The sequence below is a fragment of the Oceanobacillus halotolerans genome (genome assembly GCF_010993955.1).
GTDB lineage: Bacteria > Bacillota > Bacilli > Bacillales > Amphibacillaceae > Oceanibacillus_A > Oceanibacillus_A halotolerans.
The window spans coordinates 151,994-167,644 of the sequence record NZ_WIXL01000004.1 but is presented as its reverse complement, the minus strand read 5'-3'; the positions used below and the strand labels follow the sequence as shown (position 1 = coordinate 167,644).

The 15,651-nt window shown below is 35.9% G+C and carries 17 protein-coding genes and 2 riboswitches; of the genes, 16 read left to right on the top strand and 1 reads right to left on the bottom strand.

Annotation, left to right across the window (positions count from 1 at the left end):
* Positions 1–366 precede the first annotated feature (366 nt).
* The 9 genes from GHC26_RS07385 (at position 367) to GHC26_RS07340 (ending at position 8,062) form a co-directional block, all read left to right on the top strand.
* The gene (locus tag GHC26_RS07385) at positions 367–522 is read left to right on the top strand and encodes a hypothetical protein (protein WP_163970622.1); all 156 of its coding nucleotides are present in this window, start codon (positions 367–369) and stop codon (positions 520–522) included.
* Positions 522–770, top strand: coding sequence for a hypothetical protein (locus tag GHC26_RS07380; protein ID WP_163970621.1), 249 nt, complete (start codon positions 522–524; stop codon positions 768–770). The genes GHC26_RS07385 and GHC26_RS07380 overlap by 1 nt, the downstream gene beginning before the upstream one ends.
* Positions 771–1,224: 454 nt before the next feature.
* Positions 1,225–1,860 (top strand): response regulator transcription factor, encoded by a 636-nt coding sequence (locus GHC26_RS07370; protein ID WP_163970619.1) that lies wholly within the window; start codon positions 1,225–1,227, stop codon positions 1,858–1,860.
* A 14-nt stretch (positions 1,861–1,874) separates the two neighbouring features.
* The gene (gene motA, locus GHC26_RS07365) at positions 1,875–2,666 is read left to right on the top strand and encodes a flagellar motor stator protein MotA (RefSeq protein ID WP_163970618.1); all 792 of its coding nucleotides are present in this window, start codon (positions 1,875–1,877) and stop codon (positions 2,664–2,666) included.
* Between the two features lie 170 nt (positions 2,667–2,836).
* Positions 2,837–2,936: riboswitch (cyclic di-GMP riboswitch) on the top strand.
* Between the two features lie 69 nt (positions 2,937–3,005).
* Complete coding sequence (locus GHC26_RS07360) at positions 3,006–3,464, top strand: chemotaxis protein CheX (RefSeq protein ID WP_163970617.1); 459 nt, start codon at positions 3,006–3,008, stop codon at positions 3,462–3,464.
* Between the two features lie 23 nt (positions 3,465–3,487).
* Positions 3,488–5,482, top strand: coding sequence for a chemotaxis protein CheA (locus GHC26_RS07355; RefSeq protein ID WP_163970616.1), 1,995 nt, complete (start codon positions 3,488–3,490; stop codon positions 5,480–5,482).
* 14 nt (positions 5,483–5,496) lie between these two features.
* Positions 5,497–5,958 carry a chemotaxis protein CheW gene (locus GHC26_RS07350; RefSeq protein ID WP_163970615.1) on the top strand — a complete coding sequence of 154 codons (462 nt, stop codon included), beginning with the start codon at positions 5,497–5,499 and terminating at the stop codon, positions 5,956–5,958.
* 17 nt (positions 5,959–5,975) lie between these two features.
* Complete coding sequence (locus GHC26_RS07345) at positions 5,976–6,332, top strand: response regulator (protein ID WP_163970614.1); 357 nt, start codon at positions 5,976–5,978, stop codon at positions 6,330–6,332.
* Positions 6,333–6,364: 32 nt separating this feature from the next.
* Complete coding sequence (locus GHC26_RS07340) at positions 6,365–8,062, top strand: methyl-accepting chemotaxis protein (RefSeq protein WP_163970613.1); 1,698 nt, start codon at positions 6,365–6,367, stop codon at positions 8,060–8,062.
* Between the two features lie 120 nt (positions 8,063–8,182).
* On the opposite strand, the gene GHC26_RS07335 is transcribed toward GHC26_RS07340, so the two are convergent.
* Complete coding sequence (locus GHC26_RS07335) at positions 8,183–8,581, bottom strand: hypothetical protein (protein WP_163970612.1); 399 nt, start codon at positions 8,579–8,581, stop codon at positions 8,183–8,185.
* A 476-nt stretch (positions 8,582–9,057) separates the two neighbouring features.
* Here GHC26_RS07335 and GHC26_RS07330 point away from each other — a divergent pair, with 476 nt between their 5' ends.
* The 7 genes from GHC26_RS07330 to GHC26_RS07305 all read left to right on the top strand — a co-directional run bounded on the left by GHC26_RS07330 (position 9,058) and on the right by GHC26_RS07305 (position 15,329).
* The gene (locus tag GHC26_RS07330; RefSeq protein WP_163970611.1) at positions 9,058–9,261 is read left to right on the top strand and encodes a hypothetical protein; all 204 of its coding nucleotides are present in this window, start codon (positions 9,058–9,060) and stop codon (positions 9,259–9,261) included.
* 47 nt (positions 9,262–9,308) lie between these two features.
* Positions 9,309–9,542 carry a hypothetical protein gene (locus tag GHC26_RS07325; RefSeq protein ID WP_163970610.1) on the top strand — a complete coding sequence of 78 codons (234 nt, stop codon included), beginning with the start codon at positions 9,309–9,311 and terminating at the stop codon, positions 9,540–9,542.
* Between the two features lie 8 nt (positions 9,543–9,550).
* Complete coding sequence (locus tag GHC26_RS15790) at positions 9,551–9,727, top strand: type II toxin-antitoxin system RelE/ParE family toxin (RefSeq protein WP_205599204.1); 177 nt, start codon at positions 9,551–9,553, stop codon at positions 9,725–9,727.
* A gap of 215 nt (positions 9,728–9,942) precedes the next feature.
* On the top strand, positions 9,943–10,131 hold the full coding sequence (locus GHC26_RS16200) for a flagellin (protein ID WP_404821771.1): 189 nt from the start codon (positions 9,943–9,945) through the stop codon (positions 10,129–10,131).
* Positions 10,132–10,444: 313 nt separating this feature from the next.
* Positions 10,445–11,080, top strand: coding sequence for a response regulator transcription factor (locus GHC26_RS07315; RefSeq protein WP_163970609.1), 636 nt, complete (start codon positions 10,445–10,447; stop codon positions 11,078–11,080).
* A 24-nt stretch (positions 11,081–11,104) separates the two neighbouring features.
* Positions 11,105–11,200, top strand: a riboswitch (cyclic di-GMP riboswitch).
* A 1,531-nt stretch (positions 11,201–12,731) separates the two neighbouring features.
* On the top strand, positions 12,732–14,231 hold the full coding sequence (putP, locus tag GHC26_RS07310) for a sodium/proline symporter PutP (protein ID WP_163970608.1): 1,500 nt from the start codon (positions 12,732–12,734) through the stop codon (positions 14,229–14,231).
* A gap of 147 nt (positions 14,232–14,378) precedes the next feature.
* Positions 14,379–15,329: an agmatinase family protein gene (locus GHC26_RS07305; protein ID WP_163970607.1), complete on the top strand. Its 951-nt coding sequence runs from the start codon at positions 14,379–14,381 to the stop codon at positions 15,327–15,329.
* Positions 15,330–15,651 lie beyond the last annotated feature (322 nt).

The following is a 15,651-nucleotide window of genomic DNA, read 5'->3' as shown; positions in this document are numbered from 1 at the left end:
ATAGCTGTTTTGTCTATTGTACGTGAACAATTTGTGACACCTGTATAAAAAGAAGTAGCGCCAAATGGTTCGTTTGCTTCCGTAAAGCAGTTTGGCAGGAGGAACATATGAATAAAGAACAGCATGAACATAAACAGTTTCTTGAACAACAGCTAGAGTGGTGTAAAAATCAAGACCGTATTTTAGAAGAGATAGAAATGAAGCTTTAGGAAATGAAAAAGATTGCTAATGCTTCTGTTGTAGTTAAAGCCTTTACAGAACCAAATGTATGGTATGTATAGAAACACTGTCAAAAGAGGTTTCGGGTTTATGATTTAATTAAATATTTGCAACACGCCTTGTGGTAATTGGTTCGATTGGACTAACATGGCTTGTATCAAGGTGAAGGAATTCGATACCCCAATAAGTGGAAGATGGGAAATCGAAATAAGACATAATGGTGGTCATACTACAACAACTTTTGACCTGGAATCTAATTATTTAATCTATATTGAAGAAACAACAGCGACAACCGAAAAATAGTGGAAACTGCACAAGATCTTCTCTTACAAATTGGTGCAAATCAAGAAAATCAATTTCCTATTGACTTAACGGATGCTAGGACTGCGGTATTAGGGATCGAAGAATTAATTATAGACCCATGCGATAAAGTCGAGATAGCGATTACGTTAGTCGATGAAACCATCAATACTGCCAACACAGAACGAGCAAAATATGGTGTGTATCAAAATGCATTAAAACATATTAATCCACAATGTCGAAAATTATAAATCCACTTTAACAGCAACAAAAGCACAAATAAGAGACTTGGATATACTTGAAAGAAATGACAAAGGTTGCTAATAATCAGGTACGTCTTCAAGCTCCCCAAGCAATGCTAACCCAATCCAACCAAATCTCCCAATCAATCTTGCAGTTTTTAAAATAAGGAAATGTCACCCACTAAGGTAGCATTTTTATTGGTTTAATACCACTTTGATAAAAGTATTACTTTCAATAAACTCAATAAACCGCATAATATCCGACTTTTTTAAATTAATTTCCATTTCTGAATCAGTTAAAACCTATTGAAAAAGCATACTATTTTACTGTACATTACAATAGAACTAGGTTAATGGTACTATTTTTAATTTAATTCTTGTTTTCGATAATAGATTTGCATCTAAAAAGTAATAGAATATAGGTACAAATTCTCACATAAAAACTAAATAAGGAGACAAATACATGACGAACATAACAATTATTCAAGAAAGTGATTTACTGAGAGATAGGATTATAAAAGCACTAGTGGATAAGTTAGATGATACCATTATTAGGGGAATAGGTACAAAAAAAAATGACATCACCTTTAATGAAAACGATAACACAGATTTAATGATTGTGGATATAGATGCAAATGTTGATATTGATAGGATTGTAAACCATTGCCTAGAACATGATATAAAAATTGCAATATGGACAACAAATATACATAAAGATCAGCTAGTGAATTTATTTAAACAGGGATTACATGGTTACTTTTATAATGGCATGGAAATGAGCGAATTAGTATTTGCTATAAAAACAATGCTCAATGGCGAACAGTATATTCACCCTCATCTATCTTCAGTTCTTTTAAATGAATATATTAATGTTACGAGTATTGAACCTACAAAACCAAACGGTGTATTATCTGGGCGCGAATGGGAGGTGTTAGAGCAAATTTGCCAAGGAAATAGTAATTCTACAATAGCTAAAAATTTATTTATCTCATGTAAAACAGTGAACAATCATATGATTTCTATTTTTCGAAAGCTTCATGTCCCAGATCGAACAAATGCAGCACTTAAGGCTGTGAAAAATAATTGGATTAGTTTGTAGGTAGGAGAGATTAAATGGATAAAACTTCAATATTTGGTATATTCTTAGGGATTATCGCAATTGGTGTAGGTATGGTATTAAAAGGAGTTAGTATTACAGCATTATTTAATCCTGCAGCACTCCTTATTATTTTTCTAGGTACATTTGCAGCTGTCTGCATTGCTTTCCCATTGAGCGCACTAAAAAAAGTACCAGCTTTGCTTAAGATAATATTCACAGAAGAAGAAAGTAAAGATATAAAACAATTAATTAATAAGTTCACACAATGGGCTGAGTTAAGTCGTAGAGAAGGTTTGCTAGCTTTAGAAAATGAAGTAGGGGAGATAAATGATCCTTTTTTATCATCTGGATTGCAGTTGGCTATCGATGGTCAATCAAATGAATTTATTCAAGATGTCATGCTAGAAAAAGTGGATGCAATGGAAGGGAGGCATCAAAAAGGAGCATCTATCTTTACCCAAGCTGGAACATATGCACCAACTTTAGGGGTTCTAGGTGCGGTAATTGGCCTTATTGCTGCATTAGGTGATTTAAATGATATCGATGCGTTAGGTAAAGCTATATCAGCAGCATTTATTGCAACACTTTTTGGGATTTTTTCTGGTTATGTGCTATGGCATCCTTTTGCAAATAAATTGAGAGAGAAGTCGAAAAACGAAGTGCTTATAAAACAAATTATAATTGAGGGAGTACTCTCACTTACAAATGGTGATCCCCCACAAGTGATCCAAGATAAATTAGGTTCCTATTTGTCACAAAAGGAGTTATTGAAAGTAGGCCAAGAGGAAGAAAAAGAAACAGCGTAAAGAATTTCATATACATAGTCTTGATTATTTTCATAAAACAGAGGTTATCACGAAGGTGTATGGATCAGAGTTAATGAGAAGATAATATTTTATTGGCGAATTTTGTAGAAACGTGTTGAATTTCATCTCTATGTCCTTTAACATAGTGCATGTAATCCTTAAAAAGTCCTATATGAAAAAGGCAAACTATCTGAAAAGTTAGGACGCAAAGCCTAGGGTCTGTGGTTAAAGTTTATCAATTCTTTATACTATGATCGCCTGGCTACCAATATTTTGATAAGATTATTGGCTATTTCTAAAGAATAGCCAATTTTTTTATTTTTTAGGGAGAGTGATGATATGACAAAGACAATAACAAAGGAAAAAGCGATAACAGATCTTCTAAACAGTACATATAAGTCTTTAAAATCTGTTGTTCCTATTAATCACGAAATAGCTAAACCAGAATTATTAGAAACATCGTTAAAGGTTCAATTTGGGGTGCTGATTGGAATTACTGGAGATGTTGTGGGGAAACTTGTTTTGTCTGGGGATAAAAGTGTTTTTGGCTCAATTGGTGAGACGATGTATGGAATGGCACTAGATGGTGAGATCCTTGCATCCTTTAGCGGAGAACTAGGTAATATGATTGCAGGTGGTCTTTCTACCAATATTGTTGATAAGGGTATTAATATTGATATTACCTCGCCAACAATTATGCAAGGTGATGCAACGTTATCCGGTTATCAAACAGCCTTACATGTGCCTGTGGAATTTGAAAATGTTGGACAAAAGGACATTTATTTATTATTAGATTAATGGTGTCAAGAAAGGATGTCTAAATGGCTACCAATCAATATACAGAAGTGTTCCTTGAGGAAAGCAATGAGCATTTACAAGCAATTAATGATAATCTACTAAACCTTGAAAACAAACCAGAAGATCTTAGTCTGGTCCAGGAAATTTTTCGTTCCGCCCATACTTTAAAAGGCATGGCGGCAACTATGGAATTTACTGATATCACTTCATTAACTCATCAAATGGAAAATGTACTTGATAAAATCCGAAATCAGTCATTAAAAGTGAATAACAAAGTAATAGATATTACGTTTGAAGCAGTTGATCATATAGAAGAAATGGTAAATGCAATTAGTGTGGGAGAAGACGGGAAAAAGGATGTTTCCGATATAATTTCTCGTCTTGAACAGATAGAAAACGGAAAGTTGTCTGAGCAAGAAAAAGATTCGTATAAACAAAATGATTCCCCAAAAATGGAACTAGACCAATATCAACAAACAGTCGTTTCCCAAGCAGTTGAGCAAGGATTCGAAGTACATATGATAACGGTTCGTTTAATAGAAGATTGTATGTTGAAATCAGCCCGTGTTTACATGGTTTTTGAAGTTTTAGAGGATATCGGGGAAATTATTAAATCTTCTCCTGCTGTGGAAGAACTGGAAACGGAAAATTTTGAACAAGAATTTACGGTGATTTTCTTGTCAAAAGAATCACCAAATGAGGTTAAAAATCGGATACATAAAATATCGGAAATCCAAGACGTTAACATAACACCTATTGATCAGGATATCACTAAGTCAAAGATAGTTACAAAAGAAGATAGGGAAGCGGTAAGTGAACCTAAATCTTCAGTGAAGGATTCCAAAACTAGTCAAGGAAAGACAGCAACTAGTAAAACAATTCGAGTAAATATCGAGCGAATAGATTATTTAATGAATTTATTTGAAGAGGTGGTTATTGATCGTGGCCGTTTAGAGGATATATCTAATAAAACTGAAAATCAAGAGTTGATTGAAGCGGTTGAAGATATTTCTAGAGTTTCATCAGATATGCAAAATTTGATATTAACGATGAGGATGGTCCCAGTCGAACAGGTATTTAACCGGTTTCCACGAATGGTACGAGGATTAGCAAAAGACCTAAACAAAAAAATAGATTTGGAAATTAGTGGTGCTGAAACCGAATTAGATCGGACAGTAATTGATGAAATAGGTGATCCATTGGTTCATCTTATCCGTAACTCAATTGACCACGGTGTTGAAGAACCAATGAAGCGCAAGCAAGTTGGTAAACAAGAGGTGGGGAAGTTATATTTACGTGCTTACCACAGTGGGAATTATGTTTTTATTGAAATTGAAGATGATGGAGCTGGTATTAATCGCGATAAAATAGTGGAGAAAGCGATTGAGAATGAATTAATAACATCGGACCGTGCTTCTAATCTAACAGATAAGGATGTTCATCAATTTATTTTATCTTCTGGATTTAGTACAGCAGATCATGTATCTGATATATCTGGACGTGGTGTCGGTTTAGATGTTGTTCGAATGAAAATTGAATCACTTGGCGGACAAATTTCAATTGAGTCAGAACAAGGCCAAGGGAGCAAATTTATTATCCAATTGCCATTGACACTTTCGATTTTATCAACGCTTTTAGTTGATATTCAAAATGAAACATATGGAATTCCTCTTTCTACCATCATGGAAACTGTTCTACTACCAGGAGATAGTATTATGCACTCTCATGGACACGAAGTAATAGATTTTAGGGGTAATATTGTTCCTTTAGTATCCTTACAAGATGTATTTAATGTCCCTAATACAAAAACGAACAGTGATTCTTATCATTCTGTAGTAATCGTGAAGAAAGGTGAAAAAATGGCAGGTCTAGTTGTTGACTCTTTTGTTGGCCAAAAAGAAGTTGTACTAAAATCATTAGGTAATTATTTGCAAAATGTATATGCGATTTCTGGTGCTACGATACTTGGTGATGGTCAGGTATCACTGATTATAGATCCAAACGAATTAATTAGTTAAAAGGAGGGGTAGACGTGAAAGAATTTTCAAAAGTAATTGTTTTTATGTTGAATAATCAAAAGTTTGCAGTTGATATTCAACAGGTTCGTTCTATTGAGCGAATACACAATATCACGGAAATCCCGCGTTCATCTCAGTTTATAAAAGGGATTTTAGAACTTCGCGAAGAGATAACACCTATTATTGACTTGAAAGACCGATTAAAAATTGGTGAAGTAAATCAGTCTAGTGAATCTCGGGTAATTGTAGTGAGTTTTAATAGCATTCAAATTGGTCTTTTAGTCGACTCTGCAAAAGATGTGATTAATGTTAATCCTAATAAAATCACGTCTACGCCTAAATATATAGGTGGTATTAGTGAAATGTTTATAAAAGGTGTAGCTAAGCTAGAAGACGATTTACTAATCCTATTAGACTTGGATCATATTCTAAGTCTTGAAGAGTTTAATGAGGTAGAAGAAATAATAGATACATAATGTAGGGAGGAAAGGAAATGGCAACTGTGTTAATTACAGATGATGCGGCATTTATGCGAATGCAATTAAAAGATAATTTAACAAAGTTAGGGTATGAAGTAGTTGGAGAAGCAGAAAATGGAAGAGATGCTGTTGAACAATTTCAAGAATTAAAGCCAGATCTAGTCACGATGGATATTACGATGCCAGAGATGAATGGTGAAGAAGCTTTGAAAGAAATCAAACAATTAAATTCAAATGCAAAAATCATAATGTGTTCCGCTATGGGACAACAAAGCATGGTTTTGGATGCCATACAAGCTGGTGCAAATGATTTCATTGTAAAACCTTTTACTCCAGAACGGATTGAAGAAGCAGTGAAGAAGGTTTTATAAAATATAATAATAAAATGATTGAGGTGTTACAGTTGAAAAAACTACTAAACTTTAAAAGTATAAAAATGAAAATTTTAGTTGGGTTCTCGTTAGTGATTTTCTTAGTACTGTTGTTAGGTATATATAATTTTTATGCTGTTAATAAAGTGAATACGGATACAAAAGATATTGTCAATGAGAATCTACCATTATTAATTGCAGATGAAAAATTAGCATTTAATATGGCTCAACGAATAGCTCTGACACGTGGGTATGTTTTGTATGGAGATACCGATTTTAAAGACCGCTTTAATGAATATACAGAGGAAAGTAAACAATATCAAGATACTGTAATAGCAATGACTGATTCAGAGGAAGTAGAGAATCTTATTAATAGAAGTATTGAATGGCGAGAAAGTGTAATAGATGATGTGTTTTATGAATTCGACCAAGGCAATGAGCAAGTGGCAATTAGTAATTTAAAAAACAATATTCAACCAGATGCACGTGAAATAATGGCTGGTTTTGAAGAATTAGCCACTACACGTGAAGAGTCAATTAATGACGAAGGTCAAAATGTCATTTCTAGTGCTGAAACGATTTTATATGTTGGTTTAGTGGTATCCACACTTGTTGTAGTCCTTGGTGTTGTCGTAGCACTTGTGACATCAAGAATGATCTCAAATCCAATTGGAATGATAATGCATAGAATGAGATCTATTGCGGATGGCGATCTTACGAATGAACCATTAAAAACAACATCCAGAGACGAAATAGGACAATTAGTGATTGCTACAAATGATATGAATGCTAGTATGCGTGATTTGCTCGGTCAAATCAATAAAGTTTCAGAAACCGTAAATACACAAAGCGAAGAATTGACACAATCAGCAAATGAAGTAAAAGCGGGTACAGATCAAGTTGCAACTACCATGCAAGAACTAGCTTCTGGTTCAGAAACGCAAGCCAATAGATCAAGTAATCTTTCATCAGCTATGGGTTCATTTGCAACAAAAGTACAAGAGTCTAGTGATAATGGGGAACGTATTCAGGAATCCTCAAATGTAGCTTTAGAGTTAACAAATGAGGGTAGTGAATTAATGGATTTATCAACAAACCAAATGAATAAAATTGATCAGTATGTACAGAATGCTGTTGAAAAGGTAAAAGGACTGGATTCAAAATCACAAGAGATATCGAATATTGTTTCTGTTATTAACGACATAGCAGATCAAACCAATTTACTTGCCTTAAATGCTGCTATCGAAGCGGCGCGTGCAGGGGAGCATGGAAAAGGATTTTCTGTTGTTGCCGATGAAGTTCGGAAGCTAGCTGAACAAGTTTCTGATTCTGTATCCAGCATTACGGATATTGTTACTAGCATACAAGATGAATCTAGTCAAGTAGCCAACTCCCTCCAACGTAGTTATGAAGAGGTTGAACAGGGAACAAATCAAATGAAAACAACAGATGAAAAGTTTGCTGGAATTAGTGAGACAGTGAAAGATATGGTAAATAATATTCAATCGATTACCCAGAATTTGTCAGACATGTCAGCACAAAGCCAAGAAATGAATAGTTCCATTCAAGAAATAGCTGCAATCTCTGAGGAGTCTGCCGCAGGAGTAGAACAAACATCTGCTTCATCACAACAAACAAGCAGTTCAATGGAAGAAGTTGCAAAAAGCTCAGATGATTTAGCGAAATTAGCCGAAGAGTTGAACGCATTAGTTCGTCGATTTAAGCTATAATGGAATTGGGTTTTGTGAAATTCGCATAAAGTTTGTTACCCCGCTCTCAAAATGGAGCGGGTTTTTTTTAGGTACAAAGTAATACTTTATATAAGTCCCCTCCATTGTATGTTCCTTGACTTAATCTTTTTCTGATGTTTCTGAGCGCTTATAAACATCATCTTTTAACTTTTTAACCATTTCCTCTGGGGAAGAAGCCTTAATTAAATTTGCTTCACCACTTTCATATTTTTCAGCACGATCTGAATAAGCAATTGCTGCCATTGTGTCCTCTAGTAATTCCTCCAATTCTTCATTACGTTCTTTCAATCGCTTCATAGACTCGAACATTTCCTTATATTTTGACCAATGCATTAAAGCAAGCTGCAGTTCATTATTAACAATTAAACCAATTTTGTCGTGTTTCAATGTTTTTTCCACCCATTGCGACTGAGAGATTGTTCTCAACTGGCCACCAGGAACTAGTGTTTCATCGTCTAAATGATCAGAATAAGTGAGGCCATTTTCCCTAATTATCATTTGGATCCCTCTCTCTCATATATTTTAATTTCCTTTATTATATAGTATGCACGAATTTTTGAACATTGAAACGCACATCAAATTGTGTAATGTAATGCATTACATAAATGGAATTAATATACATACAATACAGCCTTATAAGGGTTAATGCATACTACAGTTTACGTTAGTACCAGCATTTAATAAATGGAAGGTGGAGTTGGAGAAGTCTTTGAACCGTAGAGGCAGGGGAACGATTCATTTGCATCCGACTAGTTCAGTTGAAGTAGAACGAAGCAGCATAGGTTTATACTCCAGAGTAATGCCTTTCAATACAGTAATTGTACTGCGTGCCAATAATCATATTGATTTTTGAATTTGTGATCTGTTTTCAAATATATATGGTGTATGCCTGTCCGGTAAAGTATCATAATGAACCGCATTACAGTATAATAAAGGAAACAAATTTTAAAACTAAAAAATGTGTGGTGTTAACAATGAGTATTAGAAAAGAGGATGTATATAGGTTTATTGAGAAAATGAATGAAGATGATTCTAAGCTTGCTTATAAGGTGCTACAAAGTATATCACAGAATACAAAAAATAAACGTAGTGAAGTTATTGAATCAGATTATGGCGAACTTAATCAGGGTGAATTAACTGCCTTAGCAGATGTAATAAAGGAGGGAACTGTAGATTAGGAGGTTATTAAGCACGAGCTCGAAATGGGAATGAGGTCGTATGTTATATGGATGGTGATGTTCTTGTGATTCGCCCAATTAGACGAGACACCAACGATTTTTCACTTGAGATTCTCAAGGACCTAGTATCACAAGGTTATAGTGGTAATGAACTGATAGAGCAATTTAAGCTTCATAGTGATAATATCCACAAAGCTATTAATAAAATGATTATTGAAGCTGAACAAATTGCCTCTGGTGAAAAAAAGGCAGCAACTTATAAAGATATTTTCGGTTCGTAGGCTTAAAAATGTATGAGTTATTATTCACGCCAGCCTCTGAACGTTATTTTAAGAAATTGAAAGAAAATCCTCTAAAAAAGGAATTCCAACAAGCTCTCCCAGAAATTCGAAAAAATCCTTATATTGGACAATCCAAACGTGGAAATTCATCTGGTGTATATTTGATGCGAAATATAAAGGTATAAATTATGAAATTACATATACCATTCATGAAGAAAGCGGGAAAGAGATCGTTGTGCTAATTGCTGGGACAAGAGAAAACTTCTATACTGAATTGTCCCGCTATCTAAGGTAATTTTGAATTATCACTAAGATGATCGAACAGATGCACTAAGATTGATGAATTAACGGCTGACCAACCAGATAAAGCAGACGAAGCAATTGCGTTAGTTTATAAACAATCAATACTGTCAACGAAGAACGAGCAAAATTTGGTGTGTACCACAATGCTTTAGACCATATTAGTCGTAATGTCGAAAATGACAAATCTACCTTAACAGAAACACAAATAAGAGATTTAGATATACCGAAAGAAATGACAAGTTTGCCAATAATCAGGTACTTCTTCAAGCCTCCCAAGCAATGCTAACTCAATCTAATCAATTCGTTCAATCGATCTTGCCGTTTTGAAATAAGATGTCTCCCACTGTGGTGGCATTTTTAAAAGTTAATCACTATCTACTTCTCTATTGCTAAGAGGTGAGTTTTTATAAGTCTATTAATAACCCTAACTAAAATAGAATCAATCAAATTAACTTCCACTTCTGAACTTGTTAAATGTTATTGGATTATATGGTAGAAAAGTTTATACTACTATAGTAGTAAATATGTCTATGTAAAAGTTGAGCCACTATATTTTGTGATTTTCTTTAGAGAATAAACAGAAAAGTGGGGTAAACAATATGGTCAATATAACCATAATTAAAGATGATGATGTAATCAGAAATGGTATAGCAAATGTATTACAAAATAAATTGGAAGATTGTTCAACGAGGGAATTAGCTGTAGAAGATTACAAATCTATCATTAGCGACAGTTCTATTCCAGATTTAGTAATCGTGGACATTGATTCTAATGTAAATATGAATGCTATCGTGAACTACTGTGAAGAGCACCAAATAAAAGTTGCAGTATGGACAACAACGATTAACAAAGATCAACTAATAGCTTTATTTAAACAAGGGCTGCATGGGTATTTTTACAATGGGATGGAAATGAGCGAATTGCTATTTGCGATTAAAACGATGCTTAATAATGAACAATATATTCACCCTCATTTATCTTCGGTTCTATTAAATGAGTATATTAATGTTACTTCCCATGAACCAAGGCGACCAAATGGGGTTCTATCAGAACGTGAGTGGGATGTACTTGAACAAATTTGTCAGGGGCATAATAATAAAAGCATCGCAAATAACCTGTTTATTTCATGTAAAACCGTAAATAATCATGTCATTTCTATCTTCCGTAAACTACATGTACCCGATCGAACCAATGCAGCATTATTAGCAGTGAAAAATAAGTGGGTAAGTTTATAATTTATATATTGCAGAGAAATCTGTTAATGAAAAAGGCAAACCATTCGAAAGTTTGGGACGCAAAGCTTAGGGTCTGTGGCTTGAGTAGACATATTTAGCTATGATCGCCTGGCTGCCAATATAAACATTTGATGGCTATTCTAATCATTAGGATAGCCATTTTTATATTTTATGAGTCGAATAATTTACTTCTGGATAGAAGAAGGCAGTAAGTTATAAAGGTATTTTCGGTTTAGATGTTTAAAGAGATATAAATAAAACCCAATTGATAAGACCAACACAAAGGGGGTTGAAGAAATAATTGCAAACTTTGAAGAAAGTTTGAAGATGCTATAGAAAAGGAGAGAAAAAAGGTCAATGTAAAGTGCATTGAAAATAGCAAAAAGGTGCTACATCTAAGATAAAAAGTAAAATTATTTAGGTAGAAGGAGGAAGTTTACAGGTTTTTAAAAAGATAGTCCTGTACTTAATATTACTACTGATCCATTAGGAAAGGAGGGGGATACCGTTTTATTGTAAACAGAAGAACGTATCCAGGATTCTTTATGAATACATAATTTTTCCTCTACCTAGTGCCAATAGTAATAGAAATCACCCTAAAATATAATATGGTAATAGGTTATGTATTCAGAGGGGGATGTGGTAGTGATCTAGGGTGAGCTGAACTAAAAAAACTAGCAAGGTATTTATTAAGTCGTGTTTTGACATACTTCGCCAAATATTTCCTGGGGAATAGAGGGGATTTTATTCTTGCGAGGAAAGGAAAAACTCATGCAAAAAATCAAATAACTGGTGCGATTAGAGTGCTAAGTCGTGCGAAGAAGTGGTAACTCGTGCACCCCCACATCAAACTCATGCGGCACACACCCAAACTCGTGCAACCCCACATCAAACTCATGCGACACTCACCCAAACTCGTGCACCCCCACATCAAACTCATGCGGCACACACCCAAACTCGTGCACCCCCACATCAAACTCGTGCAACACTCACCTAAACTCGTGCAACCCCACATCAAACTCATGCAACACTCACCCAAACTCGTGCACCCCCACATCAAACTCGTGCAACACTCACCTAAACTCATGCAACATCACATCAAACTCATGCGGCACACACCTAAACTCGTGCACCCCCACATCAAACTCATGCAGCACTCACCTAAACTCGTGCAACCCCACATTAAATTCATGCGGCACACACCCAAACTCGTGCAACATCACATCAAACTCGTGCGGCAGAACTACAAATCTATAGACAAAACACACCCAAAAATCCAAAAAATAAAAATCTGCCTACACCCTATAAATACAGCGTTCCATGTGCTTTTTATCTACACGAGAAATTGACAATCAAATCTGATTATAATATGTTTTAAAGAGGTGTAATTTTCCTTTTAAGTCCCTAGCAGCTTTCTTTTTCGCCTCAGTATTTAGTGCTTTTCCGTGAATAATTTCTCGTGCAAGTTAACACCCTTTTTATTAGATAGGTATTTTCCCTTTCTAATAATTGATTCAACATAAGTTACAGGAGGTTTTTCGATGGAACATGAGATTACTGGCTGGACATTATTTTGGTTTGCAGTTCCAATGCCATTATTGGTCGTCTGGGCTACGATAACATTTTTTACAGAGCGGGGGGATGACGAGTAATGGATGCAACATTAGTGACGTTTATACTTTACTTAGTAATGATGATTACGATCGGAATTATTACCTATCGTATGACGAATACCCTTTCTGATTACGTTTTAGGTGGCCGTAAATTAAATAGTTGGGTGACAGCGTTTTCTGCTTCAGCTAGTGACTTTAGTGGATGGCTCTTAATTGGGTTACCTGGTGCTGCCTATGCAGCTGGTCTAGGTCAATGGAGTTTGTGGATTGCTGTTGGGTTGGCAATCGGTGCCATGATTAACTGGCAGTTTGTGGCGAAGCGTTTACGTATTTATACCGAGTACACGAAAGACTCGATTACACTACCAGAGTTCTTTGAAAATCGTTTCCGAGATAATTCGCATTTATTACGTGTTTTATCTGCTGGATTTATTTTAGCATTTTTCTTATTTTATACCGCTTCTGGGTTAGTTGCAGGAGCAAAGTTATTCCAAGGGACATTTGATATTGATTATCATATTGCCCTAACGGTTGGTGCATTAATTATTGTTGCCTATACATTCTTAGGTGGATTTTTAGCAGTTAGTTATACGGATACCATTCAAGGTGCGTTGATGTCAGCAGCATTATTATTTACTTCTATTTATGGGTTAGTGCAAATTGGTGGCTTTGGGGAATTGTTTAATCAATTGGGTTCGATTAATCCAAGTTTAATTGATGGATTTGCCGCTACTAGTTATGATCAACCTGGAGGCGTTCTCTGGGAGTCAGCAGGTGCCATTGGTGCGGTAGGAATTATATCTGCATTAGCATGGGGTCTTGGTTATTTTGGTCAGCCACATATTCTAGCACGTTTTATGGCAATTCGTTCCCATAAAGAAGTACGAAAGGCCAGATTGATTAGTGTAACTTTAGGTCTTGTAATTCCACTTTATGGTGCATTAATTGTCGGTATGTTGGGGATTATTACGTTTGATCAACCACTAGCCGACTCCGAGCAAGTATTTATTCAACTCGTTCAAGTCGTTTATGATCCATGGGTTGCAGGTTTCTTACTTGCAGCAGTACTAGCAGCAATTATGAGTACGGTCGATTCTCAGTTGCTCGTATCCTCGAGTGCGTTGTCTGAGGACTTTTACCGTCGCTATTTCCGTAAAAATGCAAGCGAAACAGAGCTTGTCTGGGTAGGACGTGGATCCGTGCTATTAATTGCGCTCATTGCACTAGCAATCGCATGGAATGAAACAAGTTCTGTGCTTGATCTAGTATCTTATGCATGGGCTGGGTTTGGTGCCACATTTGGACCACCAATTCTCTTCTCCTTGTTCTGGAAAAAAACCAGCCGAAATGGTGTGTTAGCTGGTATTTTAGTTGGTGGTGTTACCATCTTTACATGGCCACTAACCGGATCGGAGTTATATGAAATGGTTCCAGGCTTTATTTTATCCAGTATCGCGATTATTGTATTTAGTTTAATTGGAAAAGGTCCAACAAAAGAAATCCAAGAAGAATACGATAAAGTAGCTGGCGTAAAATAATAGAGATTTTATTATGATGTCCATCGGTTTTACACTGGTGGACATTATTTTGAAAGTAATTGTTGCATGTAAATTGTAAAATGGTGATTCTTTTGCGAAAATAACATAGGGATAATAAAATTTATAGGTAGAGTGGAGTGATACATCATGACAGATAGAATTTATGGGAATACACCATGTTTTCTGGGCGGAAAAAAGGTTTCGTTAAAAGATGATAGCGTAAATGATCGCGATGTGTTGATCTATGGGGTTCCATGGGAAGGTTCTGTAACATGGGGTGATTATACAGGTGCTGAACTTGGACCGAAAGTAATTCGCTTGAATTCTGCACGCTACTCTGGATATTTACCAGAGCTAGATCATATAGATGTCTTGAGCCATTATACAATTGGGGATTTAGGCGATGTCGATGTTGTACCAGCTGATACGATCGAAACAATGCGTCGTATAGAGAGCTTTGCAAGTGACGTTTGGAAAACCAATAAATTTCCAGTCGCATTTGGCGGAGACCATGGCATAACCTATCCAATTGTGAAAGCATTAAGCGAACAGGTTGATGGTCAAGTCGGTATCATTCACCTGGATGCACATTATGACAACCACCCTGATTATGAAGGGGACCTATATGCAAGAAGTACCCCATTTCACCGTATTTATGAAAGTGAAAGTGTACGAAATGAAAGCATTGTGCATATGGGAATCCATGGTCCGCGGAATAAACCAGAAACTGGAAAATATGCAAAAGAAGTTGGCGCGACAACCATCACAGCACGTGAAATTCGTAAAGCAACGGACTTAGCAGAAATGGCACGTCAGGCATATGACATTGCCAGCAAAGGAACAGATGCCGTTTACTTAAGTATTTGTAGTGATGTATTAGATTTTGCATTCAACCCAGGTGGACCAGTTGATGGAAACGGCTTAACCTCCTATGAATTAGTGGAGCTTGTCCATGAATTTGCAAAACTAGGCATTCGCGGCATGGATTATGTGGAAGTATATCCGCAACAAGATGCAAATGACAATTCCTCCCACTTCGTCACAACTGCCGTATTATATGCATTAGCAGGAAATATTTCACATGATGAAAATAAATGAGTGGAGAGGGACAGCATTTTGGAGCTGTCCCTTTTTGGATATAGTGGAAGTGCGGTTGATCAGTGACTGGAATAGCAAGAGGAGTAGCAAAAAGGTTACAGAGGGAGCGTGTCAGTGCTCGGAACAGCAAGAAAATCAGTAAAAAGGTAACAGAGGGAGCTTGTCTGTGCCCAGAACAGCAAGAAAATCAGTGAAAAGGTAACAGAGCACCCCTCTCTATTACCAAACCACCATGCAAGTCACCAAAAAAGAAACAGATCTCTATTGCCTCTCCTAACGCTGCGCAACATGTAACAAACCACATCACCCACCAACTGGCAAT

Excerpts from the sequence above, each read along its gene's own strand:
- GHC26_RS07360 (WP_163970617.1), top strand. The coding sequence starts at position 3,006 with ATGACAAAGACAATAACAAAGGAAAAAGCGATAACAGATCTTCTAAAC.
- GHC26_RS15790 (WP_205599204.1), top strand. The coding sequence starts at position 9,551 with ATGTATGAGTTATTATTCACGCCAGCCTCTGAACGTTATTTTAAGAAA.
- GHC26_RS07355 (WP_163970616.1), top strand. The coding sequence starts at position 3,488 with ATGGCTACCAATCAATATACAGAAGTGTTCCTTGAGGAAAGCAATGAG.
- GHC26_RS07385 (WP_163970622.1), top strand. The coding sequence starts at position 367 with ATGGCTTGTATCAAGGTGAAGGAATTCGATACCCCAATAAGTGGAAGA.
- putP (WP_163970608.1), top strand. The coding sequence starts at position 12,732 with ATGGATGCAACATTAGTGACGTTTATACTTTACTTAGTAATGATGATT.
- GHC26_RS07305 (WP_163970607.1), top strand. The coding sequence starts at position 14,379 with ATGACAGATAGAATTTATGGGAATACACCATGTTTTCTGGGCGGAAAA.
- motA (WP_163970618.1), top strand. The coding sequence starts at position 1,875 with ATGGATAAAACTTCAATATTTGGTATATTCTTAGGGATTATCGCAATT.
- GHC26_RS07330 (WP_163970611.1), top strand. The coding sequence starts at position 9,058 with ATGAGTATTAGAAAAGAGGATGTATATAGGTTTATTGAGAAAATGAAT.
- GHC26_RS07345 (WP_163970614.1), top strand. The coding sequence starts at position 5,976 with ATGGCAACTGTGTTAATTACAGATGATGCGGCATTTATGCGAATGCAA.
- GHC26_RS07325 (WP_163970610.1), top strand. The coding sequence starts at position 9,309 with ATGGATGGTGATGTTCTTGTGATTCGCCCAATTAGACGAGACACCAAC.
- GHC26_RS07335 (WP_163970612.1), bottom strand. The coding sequence starts at position 8,581 with ATGATAATTAGGGAAAATGGCCTCACTTATTCTGATCATTTAGACGAT.
- GHC26_RS07370 (WP_163970619.1), top strand. The coding sequence starts at position 1,225 with ATGACGAACATAACAATTATTCAAGAAAGTGATTTACTGAGAGATAGG.
- GHC26_RS07315 (WP_163970609.1), top strand. The coding sequence starts at position 10,445 with ATGGTCAATATAACCATAATTAAAGATGATGATGTAATCAGAAATGGT.